This window comes from Azospirillum ramasamyi (assembly GCF_003233655.1).
GTDB lineage: Bacteria > Pseudomonadota > Alphaproteobacteria > Azospirillales > Azospirillaceae > Azospirillum > Azospirillum ramasamyi.
Window position 1 is genome coordinate 536186 of sequence record NZ_CP029831.1, and the last position, 26576, is coordinate 562761.

At 67.0% G+C, this 26576-nt stretch carries 11 protein-coding genes and 3 pseudogenes; 9 read left to right on the plus strand and 5 right to left on the minus strand.

The window, feature by feature from the left end; translation table 11 throughout:
- Nucleotides 1-3: 3 nt before the first annotated feature.
- The 3 genes from DM194_RS18825 to DM194_RS18835 form a co-directional block, all read right to left on the minus strand.
- Nucleotides 4-1563 carry an ABC transporter substrate-binding protein gene (locus DM194_RS18825; RefSeq protein WP_111069083.1) on the minus strand — a complete coding sequence of 520 codons (1560 nt, stop codon included), beginning with the start codon at nucleotides 1561-1563 and terminating at the stop codon, nucleotides 4-6.
- 302 nt (nucleotides 1564-1865) lie between these two features.
- On the minus strand, nucleotides 1866-3443 hold the full coding sequence (locus tag DM194_RS18830) for an MmgE/PrpD family protein (protein ID WP_111069084.1): 1578 nt from the start codon (nucleotides 3441-3443) through the stop codon (nucleotides 1866-1868).
- A 207-nt stretch (nucleotides 3444-3650) separates the two neighbouring features.
- Nucleotides 3651-4760: a helix-turn-helix domain-containing protein gene (locus DM194_RS18835; RefSeq protein WP_162630117.1), complete on the minus strand. Its 1110-nt coding sequence runs from the start codon at nucleotides 4758-4760 to the stop codon at nucleotides 3651-3653.
- 297 nt (nucleotides 4761-5057) lie between these two features.
- On the opposite strand from DM194_RS18835, the gene DM194_RS18840 reads away from it, so the two are divergent.
- From DM194_RS18840 to DM194_RS18860, 5 genes and pseudogenes are all read left to right on the plus strand, one after another.
- Nucleotides 5058-13376 carry an MBG domain-containing protein gene (locus DM194_RS18840; protein WP_246024461.1) on the plus strand — a complete coding sequence of 2773 codons (8319 nt, stop codon included), beginning with the start codon at nucleotides 5058-5060 and terminating at the stop codon, nucleotides 13374-13376.
- Complete coding sequence (locus DM194_RS18845) at nucleotides 13376-15172, plus strand: ShlB/FhaC/HecB family hemolysin secretion/activation protein (protein WP_111069086.1); 1797 nt, start codon at nucleotides 13376-13378, stop codon at nucleotides 15170-15172. Before DM194_RS18840 ends, DM194_RS18845 begins: the two co-directional genes overlap by 1 nt.
- A gap of 48 nt (nucleotides 15173-15220) precedes the next feature.
- Complete coding sequence (locus DM194_RS18850; protein WP_111069087.1) at nucleotides 15221-15781, plus strand: invasion associated locus B family protein; 561 nt, start codon at nucleotides 15221-15223, stop codon at nucleotides 15779-15781.
- A gap of 112 nt (nucleotides 15782-15893) precedes the next feature.
- Nucleotides 15894-16943, plus strand: a complete 1050-nt coding sequence (locus DM194_RS18855) for a helix-turn-helix domain-containing protein (protein WP_111069088.1) — start codon at nucleotides 15894-15896, stop codon at nucleotides 16941-16943.
- Between the two features lie 155 nt (nucleotides 16944-17098).
- Nucleotides 17099-17572 (plus strand): annotated as a pseudogene (locus DM194_RS18860) (transposase); the annotation flags it as partial.
- Between the two features lie 67 nt (nucleotides 17573-17639).
- Here DM194_RS18860 and DM194_RS18865 read toward each other — a convergent pair.
- Complete coding sequence (locus tag DM194_RS18865; protein ID WP_111069089.1) at nucleotides 17640-20306, minus strand: molybdopterin-dependent oxidoreductase; 2667 nt, start codon at nucleotides 20304-20306, stop codon at nucleotides 17640-17642.
- Between the two features lie 183 nt (nucleotides 20307-20489).
- On the opposite strand from DM194_RS18865, the gene torT reads away from it, so the two are divergent.
- Entirely contained in the window at nucleotides 20490-21608 is a 1119-nt protein-coding gene (torT, locus tag DM194_RS18870; RefSeq protein ID WP_246024462.1) for a TMAO reductase system periplasmic protein TorT, read from the plus strand.
- Between the two features lie 14 nt (nucleotides 21609-21622).
- Nucleotides 21623-22348, plus strand: coding sequence for a two-component system response regulator TorR (torR, locus tag DM194_RS18875; protein ID WP_111069091.1), 726 nt, complete (start codon nucleotides 21623-21625; stop codon nucleotides 22346-22348).
- Here torR and torS read toward each other — a convergent pair.
- On the minus strand, nucleotides 22332-25274 hold the full coding sequence (torS, locus tag DM194_RS18880) for a TMAO reductase system sensor histidine kinase/response regulator TorS (protein WP_111069092.1): 2943 nt from the start codon (nucleotides 25272-25274) through the stop codon (nucleotides 22332-22334). The genes torR and torS overlap by 17 nt on opposite strands.
- A 211-nt stretch (nucleotides 25275-25485) precedes the next feature.
- Between torS and DM194_RS29170 the strand changes: the two are divergent.
- Nucleotides 25486-25548 (plus strand): annotated as a pseudogene (locus tag DM194_RS29170) (hypothetical protein); the annotation flags it as partial.
- Between the two features lie 57 nt (nucleotides 25549-25605).
- Nucleotides 25606-26098 (plus strand): annotated as a pseudogene (locus DM194_RS18885) (transposase); the annotation flags it as partial.
- Nucleotides 26099-26576 lie beyond the last annotated feature (478 nt).

Consider the following 26576-nt stretch of genomic DNA (forward strand, 5'->3'; position numbering starts at 1 on the left):
ACCTCAGCCGAACTTCAACTTGGCGAACTGATCGCCGTAGTTCGAATAGGGCAGTTGGGTGAAGCCCGTCAGATTCGGAACCGACAGGTTGTGGACGTTCGAGTTGAAGCACGGGATCAGCGGCATGTCCTCCAACATCAGGAGTTCCGCTTCGCGATACACATCGCGCCGGACCGCCGGGTCCACCTCGCTGCGGCCCTTCTCGAGCAGAGCCTCGAACGCCGGGTTGTCATAGCCGTGGAAGTTGCGCGACCCATCCTTCCCAAGGAGATCGCCCAGATATTCGTCGGCATCGATGAAGCCGAGCCAGCCCCACACCGCCGCCTGATAGTCGCCCGACCGCAGCCGGCTGAAGACGGCGTTGCTCTCTCCCGCCTCGATCTGGATCTTGGTGCCGAGAACCTGGTTGACCTGGATGACGAAGAACTCGCCGATCTTCCGCCACCAGGTCGGACCCCAGATCAGGAGCTTGATCTCGGTGTCGGCCGGGTATTTCGACTTGGCAAGCTCGGCCTTCGCCGCGGCCGGGTTGAAGGTCAGCAGCGGCGACAAGGGCTGATCGGGCTTGGCGATGGCCGGCGGCAGCAGGCCGGTGGCCGGGCTGCCCTCGCCGAAGACGACGGAGCGGACCATCGCCTGGCGATCGAACGCCATGGCGAGGGCACGGCGGAAATGCGGGTCGTCGAACGGCGCCTTGCGGCCGTTCAAGCCGATGTAGCGGACGTTCAGGCCGGTCTGCTTGTAGACCTTGACCTTCGGATCCTTGACGAGATTTGGAATGGAAGCGAAGGGCGCCGTCGAGGTCAGATCGATCTGGCCCCCCTGCAGGGCCGTCAGACCGCTGGATTCCTCGCCGATCAAGGGCATCGACACGGTCTGGATCGCCGGCGCGCCGTCGAAGTAGTCCGGGAACGCTTCCAGCTTGACGCCGCTTCCGGTCTTCCACTCCTTGAGCATATAGGCGCCGGTGCCGACCGGATTGAAATCGAACTTGTCGCCCAGCGTCTCGACAGCCTTCCGCGGCACGATCTGCGTTCCCGTGCGCGTGTTCGCCAGATAGGTCAGCAGCGGCGCGAAAGGCTTGTGCGTGATGATCCGAACCGTGTGGGCGTCCGGCGTTTCGATCGTCTTGATCGACGAAAGCTTGGCACGGTTCGGCGAAGCCGTCTTTTCATCCAAGACGCGTTCGAGCGAGAACTTCACGTCGTCGGACGTCAGCTCGCTTCCATCGTGGAATTTAACGCCTTTGCGCAGTTTGAATTCGAGCGTGGTGGGATCGATAAAGGAATAGCTTTCGGCGAGATCGGGAACGATCTCCATCTTGTCGTTAAACTTGACAAGCGAGTTGAACACGGCCCAGACGACGTAGCTTTCGGGCAGCTGCGTGACCTTGGCGGGATCGAACGTGTTGACAACCGTGTATCCGGTGATCGCCGCTCGCAGCAGAGACGCAGACGACTGTGATGTCGTTGATTGCGCCAGGGCGCGGAAGCTAATTGGCAGAATAGCGGCAGAAGCAGCCAAAGACAGGGCTTGGCGACGGTTGAATTTTATCGATTTCATTCTACCCTCCTCTGTTCCCGATGTGTTTGATTATTGAAAGGCTGGATCAGCCCAGTCAATAAGGAATTACTCCTTTTGATTAACATGTTCTGAATGCCACTCATATCCCGCAGATACAGTTTGTCATTCGAGCATGTCTTTCGGTGACCAGGCTCGTTCTGCTGGAAACTCGGATGCGGCGCATTCGCTTTGCTTATCGCCGGAGCGACGCCGCTATCCGGTATTCTTGCGCAGCGACAGGCTATGCTGCCGCCGCTGCGCCTCCGATGACCGCAGCATCGAGCAAGTGGCCGTTCAGCGCGTCAAACGGCGCCCTCCAGGCATTCGTTCAACCTCTGCATCAGCGCGTGGACCGAGGGTTCGCGCTCCATGCTGAAGATTCGGCCAACGAGATCGCCCGCACCGCTCCCCGACATGCCGAGAAACTTCTCGGTCAAATCGGCATCGCTCAACCGGGACTGTTCCGACCACGGGTCGCCAAGGGCGAAATCGTCCTCGTCGTGGAAATCACCCCTCGTCGTCCGCACAAGCACGCCGCCGGGCATGGTGCGGATCTGGTTGGCTTCCATCGTCCGGGCGAAGTCGTTGCCTCGTTCATGCGCGACGACGCGGACCTTTTCCGCGATGCTCAGCGTGTCGGGGTCCGTGACGCTTTCGGCGTCCAGCCATTTCGGCCCCGGCGCGACGCCGCGAATGAGCATGGCGGCCATATGGGGATAGCTGAAGCTGCGGCTGGCAAAGGTGCGCGGCAGAGGCTTGGTGAACCGGGCTGAAGCCGCCATCGGGCCGGTCTCGATCACGACTTCCTCGATCTCGCCCGGTGCGATGTTCTCGCGCCGGAGTATGCGATCGAGCGACGTCAGGGGATAGTGAGTGAAGCGACACGTCGGCCAAGGCTTGTACGTGACGTTTGCAATCAGCCAGGTCTTCCCAAGTCCCTCTGTCAGGCTCCGCTCATCGAAGGTCTGCACCCCGCACATCCGGGCGAGGCCGTAAGGTCCGTCCAGCGCATCGGTAAAGCCCGTCGAACCGGCCTCGACCGAAAGCACCGCGAAGACGCCTGCGACGGCGCACCATCCGGCGTCACAATATTTGCAGTTGGGCAGATCGACCGCATTGGACCACAGCGCCCCCGCGGGCAGGGGGCTGTTCGAGACGGCCAGTCCGACCGCCTGGGCAAATTGGCGTTCGTCCAGCCGCGCGATGGCCGCGGCTGCCCCCATGGCGGCAAGCACAACGGGCGCCGCCACGCCCCAAACCTTTGAGAAGCCTTTGACTTGACCGTCGACCACTTCGGTCATCGGACCGATGTAAGTCGCGATCCGCGCCCCCAGTTCATAGCCCACGATGACGGCGCGCAGAACATCGGCGCCCGAGGCGCCGCGTTCCTCGGCCATCGCCAGAGCGACCGCCACCGCGGCCACGCCGAAGTGAACGCCGACCGGGAAGGTTTCGTCGAAATCCAGCGCGTTGGCGATGCGGGCGTTGCCGTAAACGGCGGAGATCAACGTGGTGTTGCCCTGCCCGATGAGCGTGCTGCCCCCGGACGCCAGACGCTGACCAAGCAGGAGCGCCAACTTGTCGGACGTCGGCGCGATCTCACAGGACCGCCCACCGGCAAGACAACCCAACGTATCGAGAAGGATGCGCTTGGCCTCATGACGCACTTCGCTCGGTGCGTCCTTGAGCTGGAACTCCGAGAAGTAGCGTGAGACCGCTGCGGTTGTGGTCGGCATCGTTCGTTCCATGGGAAATGGATGCAAACGATATTCAGCGGTCGACATAAAATCAAATGTGCTGCTGTCGGCTTCGTATGCGTTTATGTTATAGAGTTTGCTGAGCGGTTGCTCGATGGAACTGTGAATCGACCGCGACTGCATGGTTGTGCATCGGCATCGAATAGGGTTCCCGTTCTGGGGCGCTATCGTGTCGCTGAGCGACTTGAGTAGTATGGTGATTTGGCCGGGCACCGGGTCATTGGCAGTCCGCCCGACGATTGAAGTTGTTTGGCGATCCTGCTCCGGAATGGTCCGGGGGGCATGTCATGGAAGTTGCCCCGCTTGCCGTCAGCCAAGCTGACGAGACGGTCAACTCCGCCGGATCGCTCCGCCTTGTGACGCCTGCGGGGTCAGCGAACGCATCCAGCGATGAAGGACGCGTTCTATCGCCGCGGCGTCCTTCCGGGCGGTCCTTCGCATGTTCTGGGCCGTTTCCCGAGCTTCCCCGGGCGACATGCCGTAGTTGGACCGGAAGGCCCGACCGAACGAGGCTTCGGAGCCGAAGCCCCAATGATAGGCGATGTCGACGATCCGCGGGCGGTCCCGCCGGGGGATTACCAGATCATCCAGTGCCCGCGCCAGCCGTCGGTCCCGCACATGCTTCGCCACCCCGCCCAGCGGTTCGAACAGTCGATAGAGAGCCGAGCGCGAAAGGCCGAAGCTGTCGCAGATGAGGGCGGTCCCTAGCTCGGGAGCTTCGAGCCTCATCTCGATGAACTCCTTGATGCGGTCGAGCAGTGCCCCCCGCGGTTCATCGGCCGGACTGCGGGCGTCGATCGCCGATCCGACGCACGCGGCGATCAGTCCGGCGATTCCATCGGCGACCGCCCTCGCCGCGGCGGCGTCCAGTTCGGGAAGCTGCGCATCGAGGGCGCGCAGATGGTCGTTCAGGAGCATTCCGACCGCCGAGTCCGCCGACAGCACCAGCCCATGCAGGGCTTCCGGCGCCTTGACCAGGGGGGCCAGCCCGTCCCAGGGGATCACCAGGGCCAGCAGTTGGAACGCGGAGGTTTCGACGGCGACGGGGCAGCCCAGATTCAGGAACCCGATGTCGCCGGTGCGCATGGTGCCCGTGTTCCCACCCTTCGAGAGGGTGCAGTCGCCCTCGAGATAGAGCTTGACCAAGCAATGGTCCAAGGCTCCTCGGGCGATGGTGGCGTTGGTGCGGCGTAGGGCCATCGCCGGCCCGCCGATCCGCAGCATGAGAAGGCTCCCGAGATGGAAGGCCGTCGCCGACCCGGCGAGGCCTGTCTCGTCCGCCGCCCCGGCCGGTTCCGCTTCGAAGAGGATCGACAGGAGGTCACGCCACCGGGTGAAGCCGGCCCGGCCCGAGAACTCCTCCGGATCGAACGACAGCGTCGGGATCGACGGACGTTCCGCTGCCGCCTCACGGGGGCCCATCGTGATGCCTTGCCTCATTGTTCCGAAGCCTCGCCGCGCGTCCGACACCGGGGTCGATAGCAGGCGTCCGTGATCGCCTGCAAGATCGCGGCACAGCCCGGCCCCCCGCCGTCGGTCCAAATTCTCGTATTGAGACGCAATGTCAAATCTTTGGGACGGATCGACGCGTATAACCATGGGCGATTAGGTAAATTTCGGCCTCGACTGAAAAAACTACCGTGGGCCGATGGGTCGCCGGGACGTGGCTGCCTCGACGCCGCGTGCATCGGACGCGCCCCCTTCGCCGCCCACCTGACAGAGGCTGGCGTCAGAGGCATGCGACATTCGACCGACAGGCGGCTGCGTTCCACCGGACGGCTCATAGGCCGGAGCGGCCTGCTGATCGCCTTGATGAGTTGCACGGCGCTCACGCCCCTGCACTCCGCGACGGCCGAGGAGGCGCTGCCGACCAACGGGCGCTTCACCGCCGGGGCCGGGCGCATCGTCGAGCAGCCCGGCGGCCTGCGGATCGAACAGGGGTCGCGCACCGGCATCGTCGAATGGCAGGGCTTTTCCATCGGCAGCGGCAAGTCGGTTCATGTCGAGAACGGCGCCGGCGCCACCCTCAACCGCGTCACCGGCAGCCTGCCGTCCCGAATCGACGGTTCGCTGACCGCCACAGGATCGGTCTATCTGGTCAACCGCGCCGGCATCGTGGTCGGCAAGGAGGGGCGTGTCGATACCGGCGGCGGCTTCTACGCCTCGACCCACGACGTTTCCGACGCCGCCTTCGCCGCCCAGCGCGACCTGACCTTCGCCGGGGACTCGAAGGCCGCCGTGGTCAATATGGGGACCATCAAGTCCCGTGGCGGTGACGTGGCACTGATCGCCCGCTCCGTGCGCAACGAGGGCAAGATCTCGGCACCGAAGGGAACGGCGGCGCTGCTGGCCGGCTACGAGGTGCTGGCGAAGGAGACGGCCGACGCCGAGGGGCGCTTTGCGGTCAAGGTCGGCGGGTCCGACACCGAGGCGGTCAATGCCGGCACGCTGGCGGCGGCCAACGCCGAGATGCGGGCCAATGGCGGCTCCGTCTACGCCCTGGCCGGCAACACCGGCGGCGTCGTCAAGGCGACGGGCGTTGCCAAGCGGGACGGACGTGTCTTCCTGACGGCCGGCGACGGCGGTAGCGTGACCGTCGAGAGCCCGGTGGTGGCACAGCGCCGGATCGCGGAGGAGGTTCCGAAACAGGGGGTTGCCCGCAAGGAAGCCGGGCACAAGGAATCGGCGGCCAAGCATCCACCGCGCCGGTCGCGGCAGCCGGAGCGGGCAGGCGGCGACATCCGCGTATCCGGCGGATCGGTGACGGTTTCCGGCAGGCTCGACGCCTCGGGAACGACCGGAAATGGCGGGACGCTCGTAGCGACCGGCGGGACGGTGGTGCTGTCCGGGACGGCGGCGTTGGACGTGTCCGGCGCGTCGGGCGGCACGCTGCTGGTCGGCGGCGACTTCCAGGGCGGACGGAACACGGCGACGCGCTACCTCGCCGAACCGGTGGCGACGGCGCGGACGCTGACGGTGGAGGCGGGCGCGCGGATCGACGCCGACGGCACGCGGGGGGATGGCGGCCGGGTCGTGCTGTGGTCCGACGGCGACACCGCCTTCGCCGGGGCGGTTTCGGCGCGGGGGGCCGGAAAGGGCGGCGACGCGGAGGTGTCGGGCAAGGCGCGTCTGGCCTTCACCGGCACGGCGGACCTGCGCGGGACGGCGGGATTCGGCACGCTGCTGCTCGACCCCTACAACCTGACCATCTCCAATGCCGCCGACAGCGGGATGTCCGGCTTCAGCGCCAGCGGCAACGACAGCATTCTGAACGTGGACACGCTGAAGTCGGCACTGAATTGGGCCAATGTCGCCGTGACGACGGGGGATGATGGCACCCAGGCCGGCGACATCACGGTGGCGGCACCGCTCACCTGGAACGCGTCGACGATGCTCACCCTGTCGGCGTACCGGGACGTCAACGTGAACGCTGCCCTTACCGTCCAGGGCACCCAGGGCATGATCACGCTGATGGCCGGCCGCGACATCGCGGTGAACGCGGCCATCACTGGCGAAAACTGGTCCGATGTTTCGCTGCTGGCGAGGCGCGACGTTGCGGTGAACGCCGCCGTGAGCGGGGCGAAGGTGACGCTGTGGTCGGATTACGGCGGCATCGGGACGGGAAGCGTGCGGTTCGGCGCGGGAGCCACCGTCACGGCCTCCGGCGGAGCGTCCATCCTCTACAACCCTACCGCCTATACCGCGCCGACCGATTATTCCGGCATCGCCGGGGCAGGCACGGTGGTGACCGGCTACATGCTGGTGAACACGGCGGAGAATCTGCAGGCCATCGGCAGCAATCTGGCCGGCGCCTACGCGCTGGGCCGCGACATCGACGCGCACGCCACCGCCGGCTGGAACAGCGGCGCCGGCTTCGCCCCGCTGGGCAGCGCCGCCACACCCTTCACCGGCCTGTTCGACGGGCGGGACCATGCCGTCAACGGGCTGACCATCAACCGGACCGGCAGCGACGACGTCGGCCTGTTCGGCGTCGTCGGCATGGGCGGCGCAGTGCGGGATGTCCGCATGGTCGGCGGCAGCGTTTTGGGGGCGAACCGGGTCGGGGCATTGGTCGGCAGCAATGCCGGGACGGTGAACTGGGCGTCGGCAACCGGCACGGTGACCGGGCGGGGCAGTGAGGTAGGCGGGCTCGTCGGCAGCAACGCCGGGACCGTGGGCCAGTCCTTCGCCACCGGGGCGGTGACGGCACAGGGCGGTGCGGTCGGCGGGCTGGTCGGCAGCAGCAGCGGGACGATCCTGCAAACCTATGCCAGCGGCTCCGTGACGGCGGGGGGCGATCAGGTGGGTGGCTTGGTCGGCCGCATGACCGCAGGGTCCGTAGACTTAGCCTACGCCCTGGGCAGCGTGACGGGAACGAGGTCGGTCGGCGGCCTGATCGGCGACAACGGCGGCGCGGTGACCGAGAGCTACGCCACCGGCACCGTGACGGGGCAGGATGCCGGGGGCCTTATCGGTGCCAATGGCGGCACGGTCGAATGGTCCTTTTGGGACACGCAGACCACCGGTCTCGGAAATGGAGTCGGCAGCGGTGCGGCCACCGGAATGAGAGGCCTGACCTCCAACCAGATCCGTGATTCCCTCTCAGTAAAAAGCGGACAGTATTTCAACGTCCCCGCTTACAAATGGTACTTGAATATATTCGACCGAGGTCCGGACTTCCGGCCCATCGGGATGTGGGAAGCAGCCAGGAAGGGAGCGGACGGTTACAGGGTCGTCAGCAATCTGCATCAGCTCGTTCTTATAAATGCGAGCGATGGCTTGACCGAGAGTTACAGGGGAGACTATCGGCTGGCCACGGACATCGATGCGTCCGAGACCGCGGGCAGCAACCCTGCAGGAATCTGGGGCGAGCGCGGGTTCCTCCCGATCGGGAGAGTCGTGGACACCAAGTTTCAAGGCAATTTCGACGGCAACGGCCATGTGATCAAAGGCCTTTACATCAATCGCCCAAGCACCATGAACGTGGGCTTCTTTGGGGTCGTGGGCGGATCAGGGACTAGAGTTCCCAGCATTAAAAATATCGGCCTTATCGACGGGAGCATCACCGGAGGTTCCTCTAACTCCGTCGGAGGGCTTGTTGGGTTCCTTAACGGGGGTGCTGTCGAAAATTCATACTTTACCGGATCTGTTTCCGGCGGATGGTTCGTTGGCGGGCTTGTCGGTGAGTCGCAGTCCACCTTGGACCGGATCAAACAATCCTACGCGGTCGCGTCCGTCACGGCGACGGAGGAATCGGGCGGGGGGCTTGTCGGAGACAGTTATGCACAGATCGACCAGTCCTATGCGTCCGGCAGTGTGACGGGAGCCAGCAACGTCGGTGGGTTCATCGGCCGGCATTATCAAGGCATCATCACCAATTCATATTGGGATAAGGACACCAGCGGTCAGCAGAACGGCATCGGCAACGCCACCCTGGCCGGACTGACCGGCCTGACCACCGCCGAGGCGCGACAGGCGTCCTCCTATGTCGGCTGGGATTTCGCCAAGGACTGGTACCAGTCCGGGGACATGCGGCCCATCGGGCGGTGGGAGGCGGCGAAGGCGGAAAGCGACGGCATCGCCGCCATAACCAACCTCCACCAGCTTCAGCTGATCGATGCGAACCCGACGGGGTCCTACCGGCTCGATGCCGACATCGACGCGCGGGCGACGTCAGGCCTCGATGCGGCCGGCATCTGGGGAGCGGGCGGCTTCACCCCGCTGGCGGGTGCCGGGGCCGGCTTCACCGGCAGCTTTGACGGGCGCGGCCATCTGATCCGCGGGCTGACCATCAACCGGCCGGCGAGCGACGATGTCGGCCTGTTCGGCAAGATCGGCACGGGCGGCACGGTGGGCAACGTCGGCCTCGACGCGACCGGTGCCATCACCGGCGGGAACCGGGTCGGCGCCATCGCCGGGAGCAACGGCGGCACCATCCACCAGTCCTTTTCCAGGGCCGGCGTGACCGGACAGGGGGCCGGCACCGGCGGGCTGGCGGGCAGCAACAGCGGCACCATCCGCCGATCCTATGCCGCCGGCACCGTGGCCGGACAGGGCGACAGCGTCGGCGGGCTGGCCGGCGTCAACGACGGCACCATCCTGCAGACCTACGCCACCGGCGCAGTCAACGGACAGGGCGACCGGGTCGGCGGGCTGGCCGGGACCAACGGGACGGACGGCAGCATCGCCCAATCCTACGCCACCGGCGCCGTGGCCGGGCAGGGCGCCGCACTCGGCGGACTGGCCGGACGCAATGACGGCACCGTCACGCTGTCCTATTGGAACACCGAGGCCAGCGGCCGGGCGGGCGGCGCGGGTGCCGGAACCCCCACCGGCATGACCGGGCTGACCGGCACGCAGATGCGCGACGCGAACAGCTTCACCGGCCTCGACGCCCTGGCCTGGGCGCCGGCCGACGGCACCGCCGCGCCGTTGCTGTTCGGCGTGTCCGGCGTGGTCGGCATCGTCCACAACACCGTCTATGGCGACGATCCGGCGAGTGTGCCCATCGCCGTGCTGGGCGGGTCGGCCTGGAACAGGATCAGCGGCGGGGCAACCAGCACCCTGGCGGCCGGCGCCAATGTCGGGACCTATCTGAACCTCGTGGACGCATCGGGGGTGACCGGCAGCTTTGGCCTGGGCGGTGCCGCCCGCGTGGTGAACGTCGGCGCCGTGGTGACGCCCGCCACTCTGACGCTGACGGCAGCGGGCGGCACGATGGTCTATGGCGATACCGTGCCGGCGCTGACGGGGTATGCGGTGACGGGCTGGAAATACGGCCAGACCGACGCGCTGCTGTCGGGCGTGACCGTCTCGACCGACGCCACCTCCGCCTCGAATGTCGGCACCTCCTATCGCACGATGACGGCGGGCGGCACGCTGTCGGGTGCCGCCGCCGGCAATTACAGCTTCAACCGTGTCGACGGTGGCTTCTCGGTGACGCCCGCCACGCTGACGGTGACGGCATCCGGCGGCACGATGGTCTATGGCGACACCGTGCCGGCGCTGACCGGCTACAGCGTGACGGGCTGGAAGAACGGCCAGAGCGATGGGCTTTTGTCGGGCGTCACGGTTTCGACCGACGCCACCTCCGTCTCGAACGTCGGCACCACCTATCGGACGATGACGGCGGGCGGGGCGCTCTCCGGTGCTGCCACCGGCAACTACACGTTTGCCCGAGTGGATGGCGGCTTCTCGGTGACGCCGGCCACCCTGACGGTGACGGCATCGGACAGCACGATGGTCTACGGCGACGCCGTGCCGACGCTGGGTTACAACCTGTCCGGCTGGAAGAACGGCCAGACCGACGCCCTTCTGACGGGCGTGACCGTCTCCACCGATGCCACCTCCGCCTCGAACGTCGGCAGTTCCTACCACACCACGGCGACGGGTGGCACGCTGTCGGGTGCCGCCGCCGGCAACTACACGCTCAGCCATGTGGGCGGCGCCTTCTCGGTGACGCCGGCCACCCTGACGCTTACGGCGTCGGACGGCACGATGATCTATGGCGACGCCGTGCCGGCGCTGACGGGCTATTCGGTGGCGGGCTGGAAGAATGGACAGAGTGACGGGCTGCTGTCGGGCGTCACGGTTTCCACGGACGCAACGTCTCAGTCGAACGTCGGGACCGCCTATCGCACGATGACGGCGGGCGGGACGCTCTCCGGTGCTGCCACCGGCAACTATACGATTGCCCGTGCGGACGGCGCCTTCTCGGTGACGCCGGCCACGCTGACGGTGACGGCGGCCGACGGAACCATGGTCTATGGCGACGCCGTGCCGACGCTGACCGACTACAGCGTGACGGGCTGGAAGAACGGCCAGACCGACGCGCTGCTATCGGGCGTGACCGTCTCGACCGACGCCACCTCCGTCTCGAATGTCGGCACCTCCTACCGGACCATGACGGCGGGTGGCACGCTGTCGGGTGCCGCATCCGGCAACTACAGCTTCAACCGTGTGGACGGTGCCTTTTCGGTGACGCCTGCCACGCTGACGCTGACGGCGTCGGACGGCACGATGATCTATGGCGACGCCGTGCCGACGCTGACCGGCTATAGCGTGACGGGCTGGAAGAACGATCAGACCGACGCGCTGCTGTCGGGCGTGACCGTCTCGACCGACGCCACATCGCAGTCGAACGTCGGCACCTCCTACCGCACGATGACGACGGGCGGAATGCTGTCGGGTGCCGCCTCCGGCAATTACAGCTTCAACCGTATCGACGGTGGCTTCTCGGTGACGCCCGCCACGCTGACGGTGACGGCGGCCAACAGCACGATGGTGTATGGCGATTCCGTGCCGGTGCTGGGCTACAGCCTGTCCGGTTGGAAGAACGGCCAGGGTGACGGGCTGTTGTCCGACGTGACCGCTTCCACCGACGCCACCTCCCTGTCGAATGTCGGGAACTCCTACCGCACCGTGACGGCGGGCGGCACGCTGTCGGGGGCGGCCGTCGGCAACTACACGCTGAACCATGTCGGCGGCAGCTTCTCGGTGACGCCCGCCACCCTGACGGTGACGGCCGGCAGCCGCAAGATGGTCTATGGCGACGCGGTGCCGGGGCTGGATTACAGCGTGGCGGGCTGGAAGAACGGTCAGACCGACAGTCTGCTGTCGGGGATCGGCGTCTCGACCGACGTCACAGTGCAATCGAATGTCGGCGACTACCGGATCGCCACGACGGGCGGCACGTTGTCGGGGGACGCCGTCGGCAACTATACGCTTCGCCATGTGGACGGCAGCTATTCGGTGACGCCGGCCACGCTGACTGTGACCGCGGCCGACGGAACCATGATCTATGGCGACGCCGTGCCGGTGCTGACCGGCTATTCGGTGGCGGGCTGGAAGAACGGCCAGACCGATGGACTTCTGTCCGGCGTCACGGTTTCCACGAACGCGACGTCTCAGTCGAACGTCGGCACCTCCTACCGCACGATGACGGCGGGCGGGACGCTCTCCGGTGCCGCCACCGGCAACTATATGTTTGCCCGTGTGGACGGGGCTTTCTCGGTGACGCCCGCCACGCTGACGGTGACCGCGGCGGACGGCAGCATGGTCTATGGCGATGCCGTGCCGGCGCTCGGCTACAGCGTGTCCGGCTGGAAGAACGGCCAGAGCGACGGGCTGCTGTCGGGCGTCGCGGTTTCCACCGACGCAACCTCACTCTCGAATGTCGGCACCGGCTACCGCACCACCGCGGCGGGCGGCACGCTGTCGGGCGCGGCGACCGGCAACTACAGGCTCAGCCATGCCGGCGGCGCCTTCTCGGTCACACCGGCCCTGCTGATGGTCACGGCCTCCGACGGCTCGATGGTTTATGGCGACGCCGTGCCTGCGCTGGGATATTCGGTGACGGGTTGGAAGAACAGCCAGACCGATGCCCTGCTGTCGGGCGTCACCCTGTCCACCGACGCCCGCTCGCGGTCGCCAGCCGGGGCCGGCTATCGCATCACGGCGGCCGGTGGGACGCTATCGGGGGCGGCCAGCGGCAACTATGTGATCCGCCATGCCGATGGCAGGCTGACGATCGGCCGGAGGCCGCTGACGCTCGTGGCGGACGATGCCGCCCGGCTGTCCGGCGCTCCCAACCCGACCCTGACTTACCGGGTGGTCGGCCCCGGGCCGCTGGACGGCGACCGGATCGACGGCCTGCCGGAAACCCTGGCGACGGCGGCGTCGCCGGCCGGAGCCTATGCCATCACCCGGGGCGGCCTGACCGCCGGGGACAATTACGACCTGCGCTTCACGCCGGGGCTGCTGACGGTATCGCCGCAGCCGTCCGGTCTGGCCGCCATCCTGCCGGCGCGCCTGATCGAACCGGCCACTCTGTCGGGACCGGGCATCGCAACCCTCGGCCGCCCGGCCGAAGCGGGTGGATCGTCGGATTCCGCTTCGCCGGCAGCCGCATCAGAGGTCAGCGGCCCGGAAACCAACGGCAACGGCAAGGACGGGGAGCAGGACGTCTGCGGTGCGGCGGCCGGCGAAGGCTGCGCCTCGCTTCCGCATCCCGCCAACCGCTTTATCGGAACCTTCCTGAGCGTGAAATCCCCCTGATGCCTGCGACCTTCTTCCATTTGTCCTTCGGCGCCCTGGCGCTGGGCACCCTTGCCCTGACGGGTGGGGGAGCGCTGGCGCAGTCCCTGCCGGTCGAACGCAACCCGCCGCCCCGGCAGGCCGAACCGTCCAATACCCTCTCGATCGACCCCGGCAACGGTGCCGCGGCGGACCGGACCCCGCTGGGCGTCCAGTTGAGCGCAATCAGATTGATCGGCCGCGACGCCGCCGTCCCGTCGGCCGGCAGGGCGGCCGTCGGCACCGGTCAGATCGTTACCGGCCGGATCGGTATTGGCGGTGCCGAAACGGACCAGGCGCTGCGGGACGAACTGCGCACCGCGCTCTCCGGTTTCATCGGGCAGCCGCTGTCCATGGCGCTGATTGCCGATGCGCAGGCCGCCATCGCCGGGGTCTACCGCGATGCCGGCTATCCCTTCGTGTCGGTCAGCATTCCGCCGCAGGAGGTCACCGCCGGCACCCTGACCCTGCGGGTGATCGAATTCGCCCTGGGGAAAATCTCGCTTCAGGGAGAGGCGGATGGCCAGCGAAGCGGGCGCGGCGCCACCATCGCCGCCGGCATCCGCGGTGCGGAGGGGGAGCGGATCGAGGTAGCTCGGATCGATGAGGATCTGCGCTGGCTGAACCGCTACCCCTACCGCCGCGTCCAGGGCATCTTTTCCCCCGGCGACGGACTCGGCCGTTCCGACCTGACGCTGGAGCTGGTGCCGCAGAAGCCGTGGCAGGTCTTCGCCGGCTATGCGAACACCGGCACGCGGGAAACCGACCGCAACCGCTTCTTCCTAGGTGCCGGCTTCGCTCTCCCCCAATTGGGCGACGCCTATGGATCGTGGCAGACCACCGGTTCGCGCGACCTGTTCGCTGGTGCCGGGCGCCTGTTCCCAGGCGACGGCGAGCGTGCCCGCTATCTCAGCCATTCGGCGCGCTTCGTCCTGCCCACCGCAGCCCGCCAGGCGATCGAGATCAGCCCGAACTTCGTGGCGACGCGCCAGAGGAACGGCTCCTTCACCTCCGACAACAATTTCTTCGAGCTGCCGGTCTATTACCGCGCCGCGCTGTCAAGCCTGCTGCCCGGTGTCCATTTCGGTGACGTCCTGGCCGGGGTCGAGGCCAAGACGCTCGACCGTCGGACCTTCTTCGACGGCGCCGGTCTTGGCCGGGCGCGCGCGGACGTCGTCCAGATCGGCCTCGGCTGGGACCGGAGTTGGAGCGACCGGCTGGGAGCGACGGGGCTGAGCCTGATCGGCAAGATCAATCCAGGCGGCGTGATGGCCAACAACGACGATGCGGGCTGGACCGCCTTTTCGAACGGCCGGGTCCGGAAGGCGCGATATGCCTATGTGACCGGTGTCGCGAACCGAAGCACCGACCTCGGTGGCGGGATCAGCCTGACCCACGAATTGACGGTGCAGTACGCCGGGCAGGCGCTGCCCGACACCGAACAGATCGCGCTGGGCGGGCTCTATGCCGTGCGTGGCTACGACCTGGGGAACGGGGCGGCCGACCGCGGCGTCATTCTGCGCAACGAGCTGCGCCTGCCCGGCGTTCCGCTGGTCCGGGGCGACATCCTCCAGCCCTTCGCCTTCGTCGACGGCGCGGTCGGAAAGGACATCGGCGCGCGCCGCGACCTGTTCCTGGCGGGGACCGGTCTCGGCGTCGACTACCGCGTTGTGGACCATGTGACGACGAGCCTGACCGCCGCGGTCGCGCTGGCCGACGAAGGCAAGCGGCAGGCCGGGCCTTTCGACCTGACGTTCCGCGTCTTCGCCACCTATTGACCCTCCACCATCCATACCGTCTTGAAAGGACGATCGAGCATCGTGACCATGACCCATCGAAGCATCGTTTTCCGGGGCACTGTTTTCCCGGGCGCCGTCTTGCCGCTCGTGATCCTTCTGTCTGTCGGCGGCGCAGCAGCGCAGCAGCCGGCTTCCGTTCCGGCACCGAACCGGACGACCGCCAATTACGACGACTGGCTGGTGCGTTGCGAGACCGAGCGCGACGGCACCAAGGAAACGAAGCTGTGCGAAACCGTGCAGACGATCGCCGGGCCGGACGGCCGGATCGTCGCGCAGGTCGTGATCGGCCGGCCGACCGGGGCTGCCGGGGACAAGATCCTGGCCGAACTGCCGGTCGGCGTGTTGCTGCCGCCCGGCGTCGCCATCCGCGTCGGCGACAAGCAGGTGGCATCGCTCACCTTCCGGCGTTGCCTGCAATCCTGCCTCGCCGAAGCGGAACTGCCCAAGCAGAACCTCGACGCACTGGCGAACGCCACGCAGCCGATCAGCCTCGGCTTCTCGGACGGATCGGGAAAGGCGGTGACTCTGCCGCTGTCGGCCAAGGGATTGCGCAACGCCTACGCGGCCGGCGGCGCCCCCGGAAAATAACGGCGGTGAGGAGAGGGGAGGTGGCGCTCGTGGATGCTCGCCCCGTTGATGCTTGACAGAGGGCATATGCGGATGCATCCCCTTTCGGAGGGGAATTGTTCGAGTGCGACCAATGTCCGATGCGGCCCATGTGACGGAACCCGTTGTGACGGCTCCTGTTCTTCGCTTCGACAGCTTGGCTATGCCGGCGGAGGAGGGATTCGGGCGGTGGCGGGACCAAATGTCGCCGATCTTCGACATAAGCCTGTCGAAGGACGATCTCGACAGCTTTCGCGGCAGCCTACAGACTTACCATCTGGGCGGTGTGCTGCTCGGCCGCTGCACAACGGTGACACAGACATTCCACCGTACGCCCCAGGTGATCACCCGCAGCGGCATCGACCATTATCTGATCCAGCTGCAGGTGAAGGGTGGGTCCTGCGGGACGATGGGGCGGCGCGAGGTCGACGTGCGATCCGGCGACGTCTGCATCCTGGATCTGGCGCAGACGGTCCACACGGTGGATTACAACGTTGACACCCTGACTCTCTGCTTGCCGCGGGAGATGCTGGCTCCGCTGGTGACTGCGCCGGATGAGCTTCATGGGCTGGTGCTGCGCAGTGGGAGCTCGATCGGCTCCCTGCTGTCCGCTCACATCCAAGCCCTCTATCGGGTGGCAGGCCAGCTGTCTTCGCGCGAGGCCATGACCGTGACCAAGGGTGCGGCCAGCTTCATCGCCGGTTGCCTGGGACCGACCGTCAATGCGCTCGACCTCGTCCGGCCTGAGATGCAGGCGTCCCGCATGGCGGAGATCAAACGCTACATTGACGCACATCTCGGCGACCCGGGGTTCGGAGCGCCCCAGATCGCCGAAGCGTTCGGCCTCTCCCGCCCCACCCTGTACCGCTTGTTCGAACCGCTGGGCGGGGTGGCCGCCCATATCCTGCGGAGGCGTCTGGACCGCAGCCTGGCCGACCTGATGGCGGCGCATCGTTCACAGCGGATCGCCGACATCGCCCATCGCTGGGGGTTCCGCTCAGAAGCTGCCTTCAGCCGTGCATTCAGGTCGGCGTTCGGTATGACGCCCAGCAATGCCAGAGACACCGGGCAACGCCTGCGCCAGCCGGTTCCCGATTCCACCAATGTGTTCAAGCGCTGGTTCCACGAACTCGCCGTTCTTTGACCGGTTCGGTTGCCGACTCTGCTGAAGGCCTGCAACGACTGCCCCGTCTTGCGGAATCGCTTCGTGTGTGCCGGCTCCGGGAGGCCTTGTCGGGGCGTTACTCCAGAGAAGCTCCTGCACTATGCGTCGCAACATGATCTGAACCGCGGTTCAGCGATGAATGGGAGGCCATTGCGTCCCTCTTCTTCAAGAACGAAAGACGAGGGAAGAAGCCGGTCCACGACCTGCGCCGGGTTCTGGACGGCTGCTTTTACGTTCTTCGCGGCGGGATTGCGTGGCGGATGATGCGGCACGACCTGCCGCCATGGCGCGTGGTCTACGATCATTTCGGCGATTGGTGCCGCACCGGCAAGTGGGAGCGGAGCAACGCGGTATTGGGCAAGCGCTACCGCGTGAGCAAGGGTCGCGACCGACAGCCGTCGGCGGCAGTCGTTGACAGTCAATCGGCCAAGACGACGCAAACCGGCCGGCCGCGCGGCTACGTCGGTGGCAAGAAGGTCAAGGGGCGCAAGCGCCAGATCCTGGCCGACACCGAGGGCAGTCTGCTCAAGGTCGCGGTCCATCCCACCGATCAGCACGGCAAGCAGGGCGGTTTGCTCCTGCTGACTTGCCTGCACCTCCTATTTCCAGCGAAGCCCAACCGATGGCGGGGCGCCCAGCGCTTCGCCAGATGCGGGCGAAGCGCTGGGCCACGGATCACTGCGCGGCGTCCTTGGCGTTTTTCAGCAGGAACTCCATGACGATTTTCTGTTGATCGTCGTCCAGGCCGGCGCGCGGGAACATGCTCTGGGTGATGCCCTGCCATTGCTGCTGGGTGAACTGGGCCGGATCGCGCGGGCCGTGGCAGACTGTGCAGCTCTGGTAGAAGAGCTTCTCGCCCGGCTCCATGTTCGCGGTCGCCTTTTCGGCCAGCCCGTACGCACGGTCGAAGCCGTAGAACTCCTCCTTCAGCGCCACCTCGCGCTGAAGGACCGGCGGCGGCTCGTAGGCCTGGTTCGGCGTCTCCGGATCCGTGCACTTGCGCAGGAAGGCCACGCAGGTGTTGGCCGTTGTCGCCTGGTTCAGGCCGCTCGAAGGCCGGGAGCTGGTGATGAAGTTGACCAGTCCGCTGTTGCAGCGCCCCTTCGAATCCAGCTGGGGCCAGACGCCCTCCTGGATGCTCACCACGCCCTTCATGATCTTGTCGGAGACGACGGCGCCGGCCAGAACCGACCCGCGCTCGTTGTGCAGTTCGACCACGTCGCCCGACACGATCCCCTGCTCCTTGGCATCCTCGACCGAGATCAGCAGCGGCTCCCGGCCGGCGACCGCGTAGCCTTTGCGCAAGCTCTCCGCGTTGGCCATCTGCGAGTGCAGCCGCATGAAGGGGTGCGGGCTGACCACATGCACCTGCCCCGGCTTGGCGTTGCCGAGGAACTCCGCGGGCTCCATGTAGGTCGGCATCGGCGGGCAGTCCGGCAGCTTGAACGCGGCCACCGCCTCGCAGTACATCTCGACCTTGCCGGACTTGGTGTGCAGCGGGTTCTTGACGGGATCGTTGCGGAAGTCGCCGTGCCGGACCCACTTGTGCGCCTCCTGCGGCACCGGAACCTCGGCGATGCCCTTCTCCCAGAACTCGTCGAAGGGGATGGGGGCCGCGCTCTTCTCGTAGGCCGCCTGGATGATCTCCAGCGGGGTCTGGCCCTCGGTGAAGGCCTGCTCGACGCCGAAGAGCTCCGCCAGGCGCCGGAAGATCTCGAAATCGTCCAGGCTCTCGCCCAGCGGCTCGATCACCTTCTTCATGGCGAGGATCTTGTCGTTGCTGTAGGTGCCGGCGGAGGAGACGTCGTCGCGCTCGACCGGGGTGGTGGCCGGCAGGACGATGTCCGCCCAGCGCGAGGAGGCGCACCACCACGGATCCTGGACGACGACCGTCTTCACCGTCTGCAGGGCGCGGATCAGCTCGTTGGTGTCCTGCTGGTGCGACATGAAGTTGTTGCCGGCGTTGTAGACCAGGTCGATCTTGGCCGGATAGGTGTAGGTGCTGCCGTTGTAGGTGAATTCCTTGCCGGGATTGAGCAGCATCTCGCTGATGCGAGAGGCCGGACAGATTTTCTTGATCGGGTTGCGGCCCTGGCCCAGACCGGCGGGCATCGCTGCGCCGGACTGCGGCATGCCGCCGCTGCCGTAGTGCCAGCTGAAGCCGACGCCCTGTCCCGGCAGGCCGATCTTGCCCGTCATGCAGGCGAAGTTGATGATCGCCCAGTGGGTCATCTCGCCGTGGTGGGCGCGCTGCAGCGCCCAGGCGCCGGCGATCTCCGTGCGCTTGGCGGCCATGAGTTCGGCCAGTTCGCGGATCTTCTCGGCCGGCATGCCGGTGATCTTGGCGGCCCATTCCGGCGTCTTGGCGACCCCGTCCGGCCCCTTGCCCTCCAGATGCTCGATGAACCGGTCCGCGCCCACCGTGTGGGTCTTCAGGAACTCCTTGTCGTGCTTCCCGGTCTTGTAGACATGGTAGCTCATGGCCAGGAACAGGGCCGTGTCCGTGTTCGGGATGATCTTCACCCACTCGGACCCCAGCGCCTCGTCCGTCGGCGTGACCTGCGGGTTGATGGAGATGAACTTGACGCCGGCCTTCTTGATCTCCATCCAGCGCGGGTACATCTGGTGGTCGGCCACCGTGTACTCGATGCGGTTGTTCTTGAACGGATCACAGCCGACGAAGACGAACACCTCGGTGTTGTCGCGGATCTGCTCCCACGAGGTCTGCGCCGAGTAGACCTCCATGTCGCCGATGACGAAGGGCAGCAGGATCTGCGAGGCGCCGGCCGAATAGTCGCCGGTCGTCATCGAGCAGCCGCCGATGATGTTGAAGAAGCGCCCCTGCAGCGCGTTCGGCCGGAAGATGCCGGAGTGCGACCAGCCGCCGTAGGACGAGCTGAAGATCCCCTCGTTGCCGTACTGGTCGATGGTGTCGAGGATCGCCTTGGAGGTGAGGCCCAGCGCCACGTCCCAGGACACGCGGACGAAGGGCTCCTTGCCCCGCAGCTCCGGCTTGGTGCCGGTGCCGGTCTCGATGCCCTCCAGGTAGGACTTGCGCACCATCGGGTAGAGGACGCGCGTCTTGTCGTAGGTGCGCTCGATGATGCCTTCGGTGAGCATCGGCGTCGGCATCGCGTCGTACTTCTCGGCGAGCGGGCGCACGGCGGTCAGCCGGCCGTTCTGGACGACGGCGTGGAAGGGGCCGTAATGGCTCGCGTGCGGGATCGTCGTCGGAACGCTGCCGGCGACGGCCTTCGCTGCGGAGGCAACGCCCCCGGGGATCAGCGCGCCGGCGGCGACGCCGGACGACAGCGAGAGGAAGAAGCGCCGGGACAGGTTCATGAGGGGCCTCGCGATGAGGGTCGGCGCGCCGGAGCGCGGTCGAACGGATCTGCGTCTGGGACCAAGCGTCTTGCCGAGGCCCCGTTTCCCAATCAGGATACGGCGGCGATGCGAACGAGATTCCGGCCAGGTATGAACAGGGCGAAAGAAATTGTAAGCGGATGTAACAAGCGCCGGGCGTGGGTGCCGCTTGCCGCCGCGCTTGTCCTCGGGCTGTCCAGCGCGCCCAACGCGGTTGCGGAAACCTGGCGCCTGGAGGCGTGGGAGCGCATGCTCGACTACAGTTCGCCGTCCCGCCGGCTGGACCACCAGCCGCTCGACACGGCGGCGCGCCCCTGGCGGCTGTGCGCGCTCTATCCGCACCTCAAGGACTCCTATTGGCTCAGCGTGAACGCTGGGATGATCGAGCAGGCGCGCCGGCTCGGCGTTGCGCTGACCGTGAAGGAGGCCGGCGGCTACGACCACGCCGAGGGCCAGCGTGAGCAGTTGAAGCAGTGCGCCGACGGGCGGGCCGATGCGATCATCCTGGGTTCGGTCAGCGCCGACCTGCATACGCCGGCCATCGTCGAGGTCGGGCGTCGCATTCCGGTTCTGGCGACCGTGAACAGGGTGCGGCCGGAGGGCGTCGACGCGATGGCCGGGGTGGATTGGTACCGCATGGGTTACCTGACCGGCCGCTTCCTGGCCGAGCGTCACCCGAAGGGCTCGCCCATGGTTCGGGCGGCCCTGTTCCCAGGCCCGCCGGTCGACGGCGGTTCCGCCGGCAAGATGCGTGGCTTCACCGATGCGCTCAGCGACGCGGCGGTGGAGATCGCCGCAGTGCGTTACGGCGACACCGGCAAGCTGGTGCAACTGTCGCTGATCGAGGATGTCCTGGAGGAGGATCCCTCGATCGACTACATCGTCGGTGCCGGCGTCGCCGCCGAGGCGGCGGTGGGAGCACTGCGGGCGCGCGGTCTCCAGGGCCGGATCCATGTCGTGGCCGACTATTTCACCCACGGGGTCTATCGGGGCATCAAGCGCGGGCACATCCTCGCGGCGCCGACCGACCAGCCGCTCCTGCAGGGGCGCATCTCCATCGACCAGGCGGTGCGCGTGCTGGAGGGACTCCCGGTGCCCAAACATGTCGGCCCCGAGGTGATCCTGGTCACCCAGGACTCCGTCGACGGCATCGACCTTGGCGCCTCCCTGTCGCCGCCCGAATTCAAGCCGACCTTCGGCGTGCCGGTGCCGGGTGCCGCGGACGGGATGGCCGATGACCGCGCCTCAAACAGGCACCTTCAACCAAACAGACACCTTTGAAGTGTGACGCCGCCATGAAGCCACCGGGTCATCCCGTCCGCCTGCTGGTCGTCGAGGACGAGGCCGTCTCGCGCGAGAAGCTGGCCGCCTATCTGGCGGCCGAAGGGTTCGAGGTCCTCACCGCGGAGGACGGCAACGCCATGGGCAAGCTCATGCGCGACTACGCCGTCGATCTTGTGCTCCTCGACATCAACCTGCCGGGCGAGAGCGGATTGACGCTGGCGCGCGAACTGCGTGCGAGGTCGGACATCGGCATCATCCTGGTGACCGGGCGGGCCGACGAGGTGGACCGCATCGTCGGCCTGGAGATCGGCGCTGACGACTACATCACCAAGCCCTACAGCATGCGCGAGCTGCTGGTGCGAGTGCGCAATCTTCTGCGCCGGACCACCGGCGTGACGCGCCCGGCCGGCGAGGCGTCAGCGATCCGTTTCGAGGGGTGGAGCTTCGCCCCCGAACGGCGGCGCCTGGAAGCGCCCACCGGGGACCTGATCAAGCTGACGCGCGCCGAGTATGAGCTGTTGTCGGCGCTGGTCAGTCGGCCGGGGGTTGTGCTCAGTCGCGACCATCTCATGGACCAGATCAACCACCGGATCTGGGCGCCCAACGACCGGTCGATCGACGTCCTCGTCGGCCGCCTGCGGCGCAAGCTCGAACCCGATCCGCGCAGCCCGACGATCATCGTGACGGCCCACGGCGAGGGCTATGTCTTCACCGCCGAGGTCACGCCGGGCGGCTGAGCCGCCGGCGCTCCCCGTCGAGCAGCGCCCGCCCGGCGTCGAGCGCCTTGCGGAGGTCCGCGAGGTCGGTCTCGGACGGCGGCGTGCCGGACCGGCACAGCGTCTCAATGCGGCGGGCCTGTGCGCTGGCCGCCATCAGCCCAACCTGCGCGCACGCACTTTTGAGCGCGTGCGCCGCGTCGCCGACCGCCGTCCAGTTCCCCACCGCGGCGGCGCGCTCCAGAAGGCCGGCCAGCCGGCCGCTTTCCCGTTCGAAGGTCGCGAGCAACGCCGACACGGTGCCGTCGCCCAGCCGGGCGCGGTCGGTGGCGAGCACATGGGCGTCGAAGGCGGGCAGGTCCAAGGCGAACGCCGCGTCGGACGCATGGAACGCCTTGTGCCCGGCCAACACCGCGCGCATCGCCGCGAGCAGATGGACCGGGTCCACCGGCTTGCCGACCAGCCCGTCCATCCCGGCTTCGGCGTAACGGCCGACATCGCGTTCGATGACGTGCGCCGTCAGCGCGATGATCGGCAGCCGGGCGACGCGGGGGGCCGGATGCGCCCGGATCGCACGGGTGGCGGCGAAACCGTCCATGACCGGCATGCTGATGTCCATCAGCACCAAGTCGGGCAGCACGCGGTCGGGACCGCTCCGGTCGACCGCAGCTAGCGCCTCCCGGCCGTTCACCGCTTCGACGACGGTGTGGCCCATGCGCTCCAGGAGGGTGCGTGCCACCAGACGATTGACTTCGGTGTCCTCGACCAGCAACACGGTCATCGCGGGCAGCGGGTCGCCCTCGCCATCCAGCAGGTCCGGCGCTTGTGGCTCCCGCCCGGCCGGCAGCGGCAGGGTGAAGTGGAAGGCGCTCCCGCGCTGCGGCGCGCTGTCGGCGCCGATCGTCCCATTCATGCCGTGGACGAGGCGTTCGCAGATGGCGAGTCCGAGCCCCGTCCCGCCGTACCGGCGCGAGGTGGAGTTCTCCGCCTGTGTAAAGGCGTCGAACAGGCCCGGAAGCTTGTCTGCGGCGATGCCGATGCCGCTGTCGGCGACCTCGAAGCGCAGGGTCCAGACCGGCTCGCCGTCGGCCGCGCGGACCGGCCCCTCGCCCTCGACGGAAACGTAGATTTCCCCTTCCTCGGTGAACTTGATGGCGTTACCGATGAGGTTGGCCAGGATCTGCTGGATCCGCCCAGGGTCACCGCGGAACCACGGCGGCAGGTCCGGGTCGATCTCGAAGCCGAGCAACAGACCCTTGGCCTCGGCCTCCGGCGAGAACAGGTCCCTCAACCGCTCGATCACCGCTTCGAGGGAGAAATCCACGGACTCGAACTCGAGCCGCCCGGCCTCGATCTTCGAGTAATCCAGCACGTCGTTGAGGATGCGCAGCAACATCTGCCCGGAGTCGACGATGGTAGCGAGGTAGCGGCGCTGCTCCGCGTTCAGCTCCGTGCCGCACAGCAGCGTCGCGATGCCGAGCACGCCGTTCATCGGCGTGCGAATCTCATGGCTCATGGTGGCGAGGAAAACGGACTTGGCCCGGTTGGCCGCTTCCGCCCGTTCCGCTTCGTCGGCGAGGCGGGCGTTGGCGTCGCGGAGCATCGCCGTGCGCTCCGAAACCAGATGCTCTAGGTCGGTCTGGTAGTGGCGAAGTTTCTCGTTGGCCAGAACCTGTTGGATCTCCAACTGCCGGCGGCTGATGGCGGTCTGCCGGAACACCTCCAGCGACCGTGCCATGCTGGCCAACTCGTCGCTGCCCTGGATGCCGATCGCGGCGTTGAGATCGCCCTCGGCGAGGCGATCCATGGCGTGGTGCAGCCCGGTCATCCGCCGCAGCAGGTTGCCTTGCACGTAGAAGACGACAATGGCCGCCGACACGAGCAGGGATACGAGCGCCAGACCCAGCAGCGTCGCACGGGCTCCGGACATCGTCCGTACCATGCTGGCGTTGGCGTCGGCGATGAGCGCGTTGGAGTGGGCGGTCACCTGCCCGACGAGGTCCGACAGCGCGTCGATGTCGCTGCGGCTGTCCGCCGCCAGCCGCTCCATCGTCTCGGCGAGCGCGAGGATGTCGAGGCGGAGCCTGAAGATGTTGCCGGGCGTGCCATCGTCGGCGTGCGGCTGCAGCACCGCCAGATGTGCCGCCGCCGCGGCCCGCCGCTCGGGATCGTCGGCGAAGCGGAGGCGACGCTCGATGATCGTCCACGATCGTCGGTACCCCGCCCGCAGGTCCTCGATCTCCTGCTGGCTGGTGAGTCGCGCCAGCCGTCCGATCTGCTGACCGAGGATGCTGCTGAGCAGGCGCAGCTCCGTCATCCGCTGCAATTGGTCCAGGTCCTCCTCGACCAGCTGGTCGAGCACGTCCATCGCCTGAGCGGAGCCTTCCGGCCGCTCGATCAAGCGGTAGATCTGGGCGATGGCGGCGATGGCGCGGGTGTCGGCGTTCTCCACCAGCGTGCGCGACAGATCGACGATATGGTCGGTGGCTTTCAGCACCTGCCCGGTGGCGTCGGCGAACCGCTGTTCGAGGTCGACCTGCGTCAGCAGCAGGTCCTTCTGCCGATCGACGTTGGATGACAGCCGGTTCACGATGGTTCGCAGTTCGGCCATGGTCGCCGGGGCCGCGCCCTGCGCCTGCAGGTCATCCACGAGAGCCGCCAGGGTCCGGCCTCCCGTGCTCAGCAGCCGGGATCGCTCCTCGACCTCGCGCACGGTGGTCGCGCGCCCGAGGACGATGAGATCGGAGGCCACCCGCGCGCTGACCTCGGACACCTGATGCGCCGTCGCCATAGCCGGGACGGCGCTGCCGATCATCAGGGTTTCGGCATCCTCCACCGCGCCAAAGCCCAGCCACGCGGTCAGCGCGGCAATGAACGCCAAGGCCGCCACCGCCCCGAAGGCGAGCAGCAGCCGTTCGCGAATTCCCATGCCATGCAGCCGAACCATGCGGCGCTCCCACCCGTGCTGGAGGTGACGTGCAATCCACCGATATCGTGCCGCCACGACCGGGCCATGGCGGCTGGGCACAGACGGTTATGGCCTTTGTTTTCGCGCGAGGCAAAGGAAGTGGAGCGGAGGGAGCGTAACACCCTTGGCCGCTGACGAGGCAGCGCGCTGATACGGCGCTCTGATGTTCAGTTCTGCGTCCAGTGAACTGATGGGCTACCGGGACCGGACCTGGGAGACGCGCGCCGGCGCCATCGACCTGCGCATCCCCAAGCTGCGGCGCGGCTCCTACTTCACGGCCTTTCTGGAGCCGCGCCGCACCGCGGAGAAGGCGCATCTCGGGCTGAAGGCCGCCGCCTCCAAAGTGCTGGGGGCGACACTCCAGAGGTATCGAGTTCATTGCATGAGGAATCTCCTCGCCTGGGTCGGCAAGGCGCACCAGACGATGGTCGCCGCCACCATCCGCACCGCCTTCGCCCAGGAGACCGCCGAGGCGGCGCATGAGCCGTGGCGCCGGGTGGCGGACAGCCTGCGGCCGCGGTTCTCCAAACTGGCAGCCCTGATGGACGAGGCGGAGTTCGATGTGCTGGCCTACGAAGTACCCCAAGGACCTGCGCACCAAGTTGCACAGCACGAACCCGCTGGAACGTCCGAATGGCGAGATCAAGAGGCGCACCAATGTCGTCGGCATTTTCCCTGGCGAAGGGGCGGTTGTGCGCCTCGACGGCGCCTTGCTGCTGGAACAGCACGACGAGTGGGCGGTGTGCTGGCGCTACATGACCATGGAAGGCATGATTGACCTGTGCCACCGCTCACAGCGCTGACTCGCTGCCCACCGCCGCGGAGTAGACCGGCGGCCTCAACCCGCCGAAGAGAACTGAGGCCCCCTCATACCGCCGAGCGTAAGTCCTGACTTATGCTCGGAGGTAAAGGCCGCGACTGCGGCCCCGCAGGCCCATGCCTGCGAAGGCAAGCGGCCGGACGGCCGCGCCCGCCGTCTGAGGGCGAGCGTAAAGTCTGATGTGTCAGAATTTACGCTCGATGATATCAGACACCACGCCTCGGGGCACGATCCAACCTGATCGGAAACCGCTCTAGCTTCTGGCGCAAAGCCGACGACATCGCCCTGTGGAAAAGGAGAGGGGTTAACTGTTCAGATTGCCATCGGCGGCAAAGTCAACTCTCGGTGGGTACGCCCCCTCGCAACCAACGACACTCGACAGCCCGCCTCACATGAGGAGGCCTGTCGGCGTTTGGCGTTATGTTTCGCCGATTCAATTCACGAGCAATATCTCATGCCGA

What these genes read in the sequence shown, in the direction of transcription:
- torS (WP_111069092.1), bottom strand. Translation starts at nt 25,274, where the DNA reads ATGGTTCGGCTGCATGGCATGGGAATTCGCGAACGGCTGCTGCTCGCC.
- DM194_RS18855 (WP_111069088.1), top strand. Translation starts at nt 15,894, where the DNA reads ATGTCCGATGCGGCCCATGTGACGGAACCCGTTGTGACGGCTCCTGTT.
- DM194_RS18850 (WP_111069087.1), top strand. Translation starts at nt 15,221, where the DNA reads ATGACCCATCGAAGCATCGTTTTCCGGGGCACTGTTTTCCCGGGCGCC.
- DM194_RS18825 (WP_111069083.1), bottom strand. Translation starts at nt 1,563, where the DNA reads ATGAAATCGATAAAATTCAACCGTCGCCAAGCCCTGTCTTTGGCTGCT.
- DM194_RS18865 (WP_111069089.1), bottom strand. Translation starts at nt 20,306, where the DNA reads ATGAACCTGTCCCGGCGCTTCTTCCTCTCGCTGTCGTCCGGCGTCGCC.
- DM194_RS18840 (WP_246024461.1), top strand. Translation starts at nt 5,058, where the DNA reads ATGCGACATTCGACCGACAGGCGGCTGCGTTCCACCGGACGGCTCATA.
- torR (WP_111069091.1), top strand. Translation starts at nt 21,623, where the DNA reads ATGAAGCCACCGGGTCATCCCGTCCGCCTGCTGGTCGTCGAGGACGAG.
- DM194_RS18830 (WP_111069084.1), bottom strand. Translation starts at nt 3,443, where the DNA reads ATGCAGTCGCGGTCGATTCACAGTTCCATCGAGCAACCGCTCAGCAAA.
- DM194_RS18845 (WP_111069086.1), top strand. Translation starts at nt 13,376, where the DNA reads ATGCCTGCGACCTTCTTCCATTTGTCCTTCGGCGCCCTGGCGCTGGGC.
- DM194_RS18835 (WP_162630117.1), bottom strand. Translation starts at nt 4,760, where the DNA reads ATGAGGCAAGGCATCACGATGGGCCCCCGTGAGGCGGCAGCGGAACGT.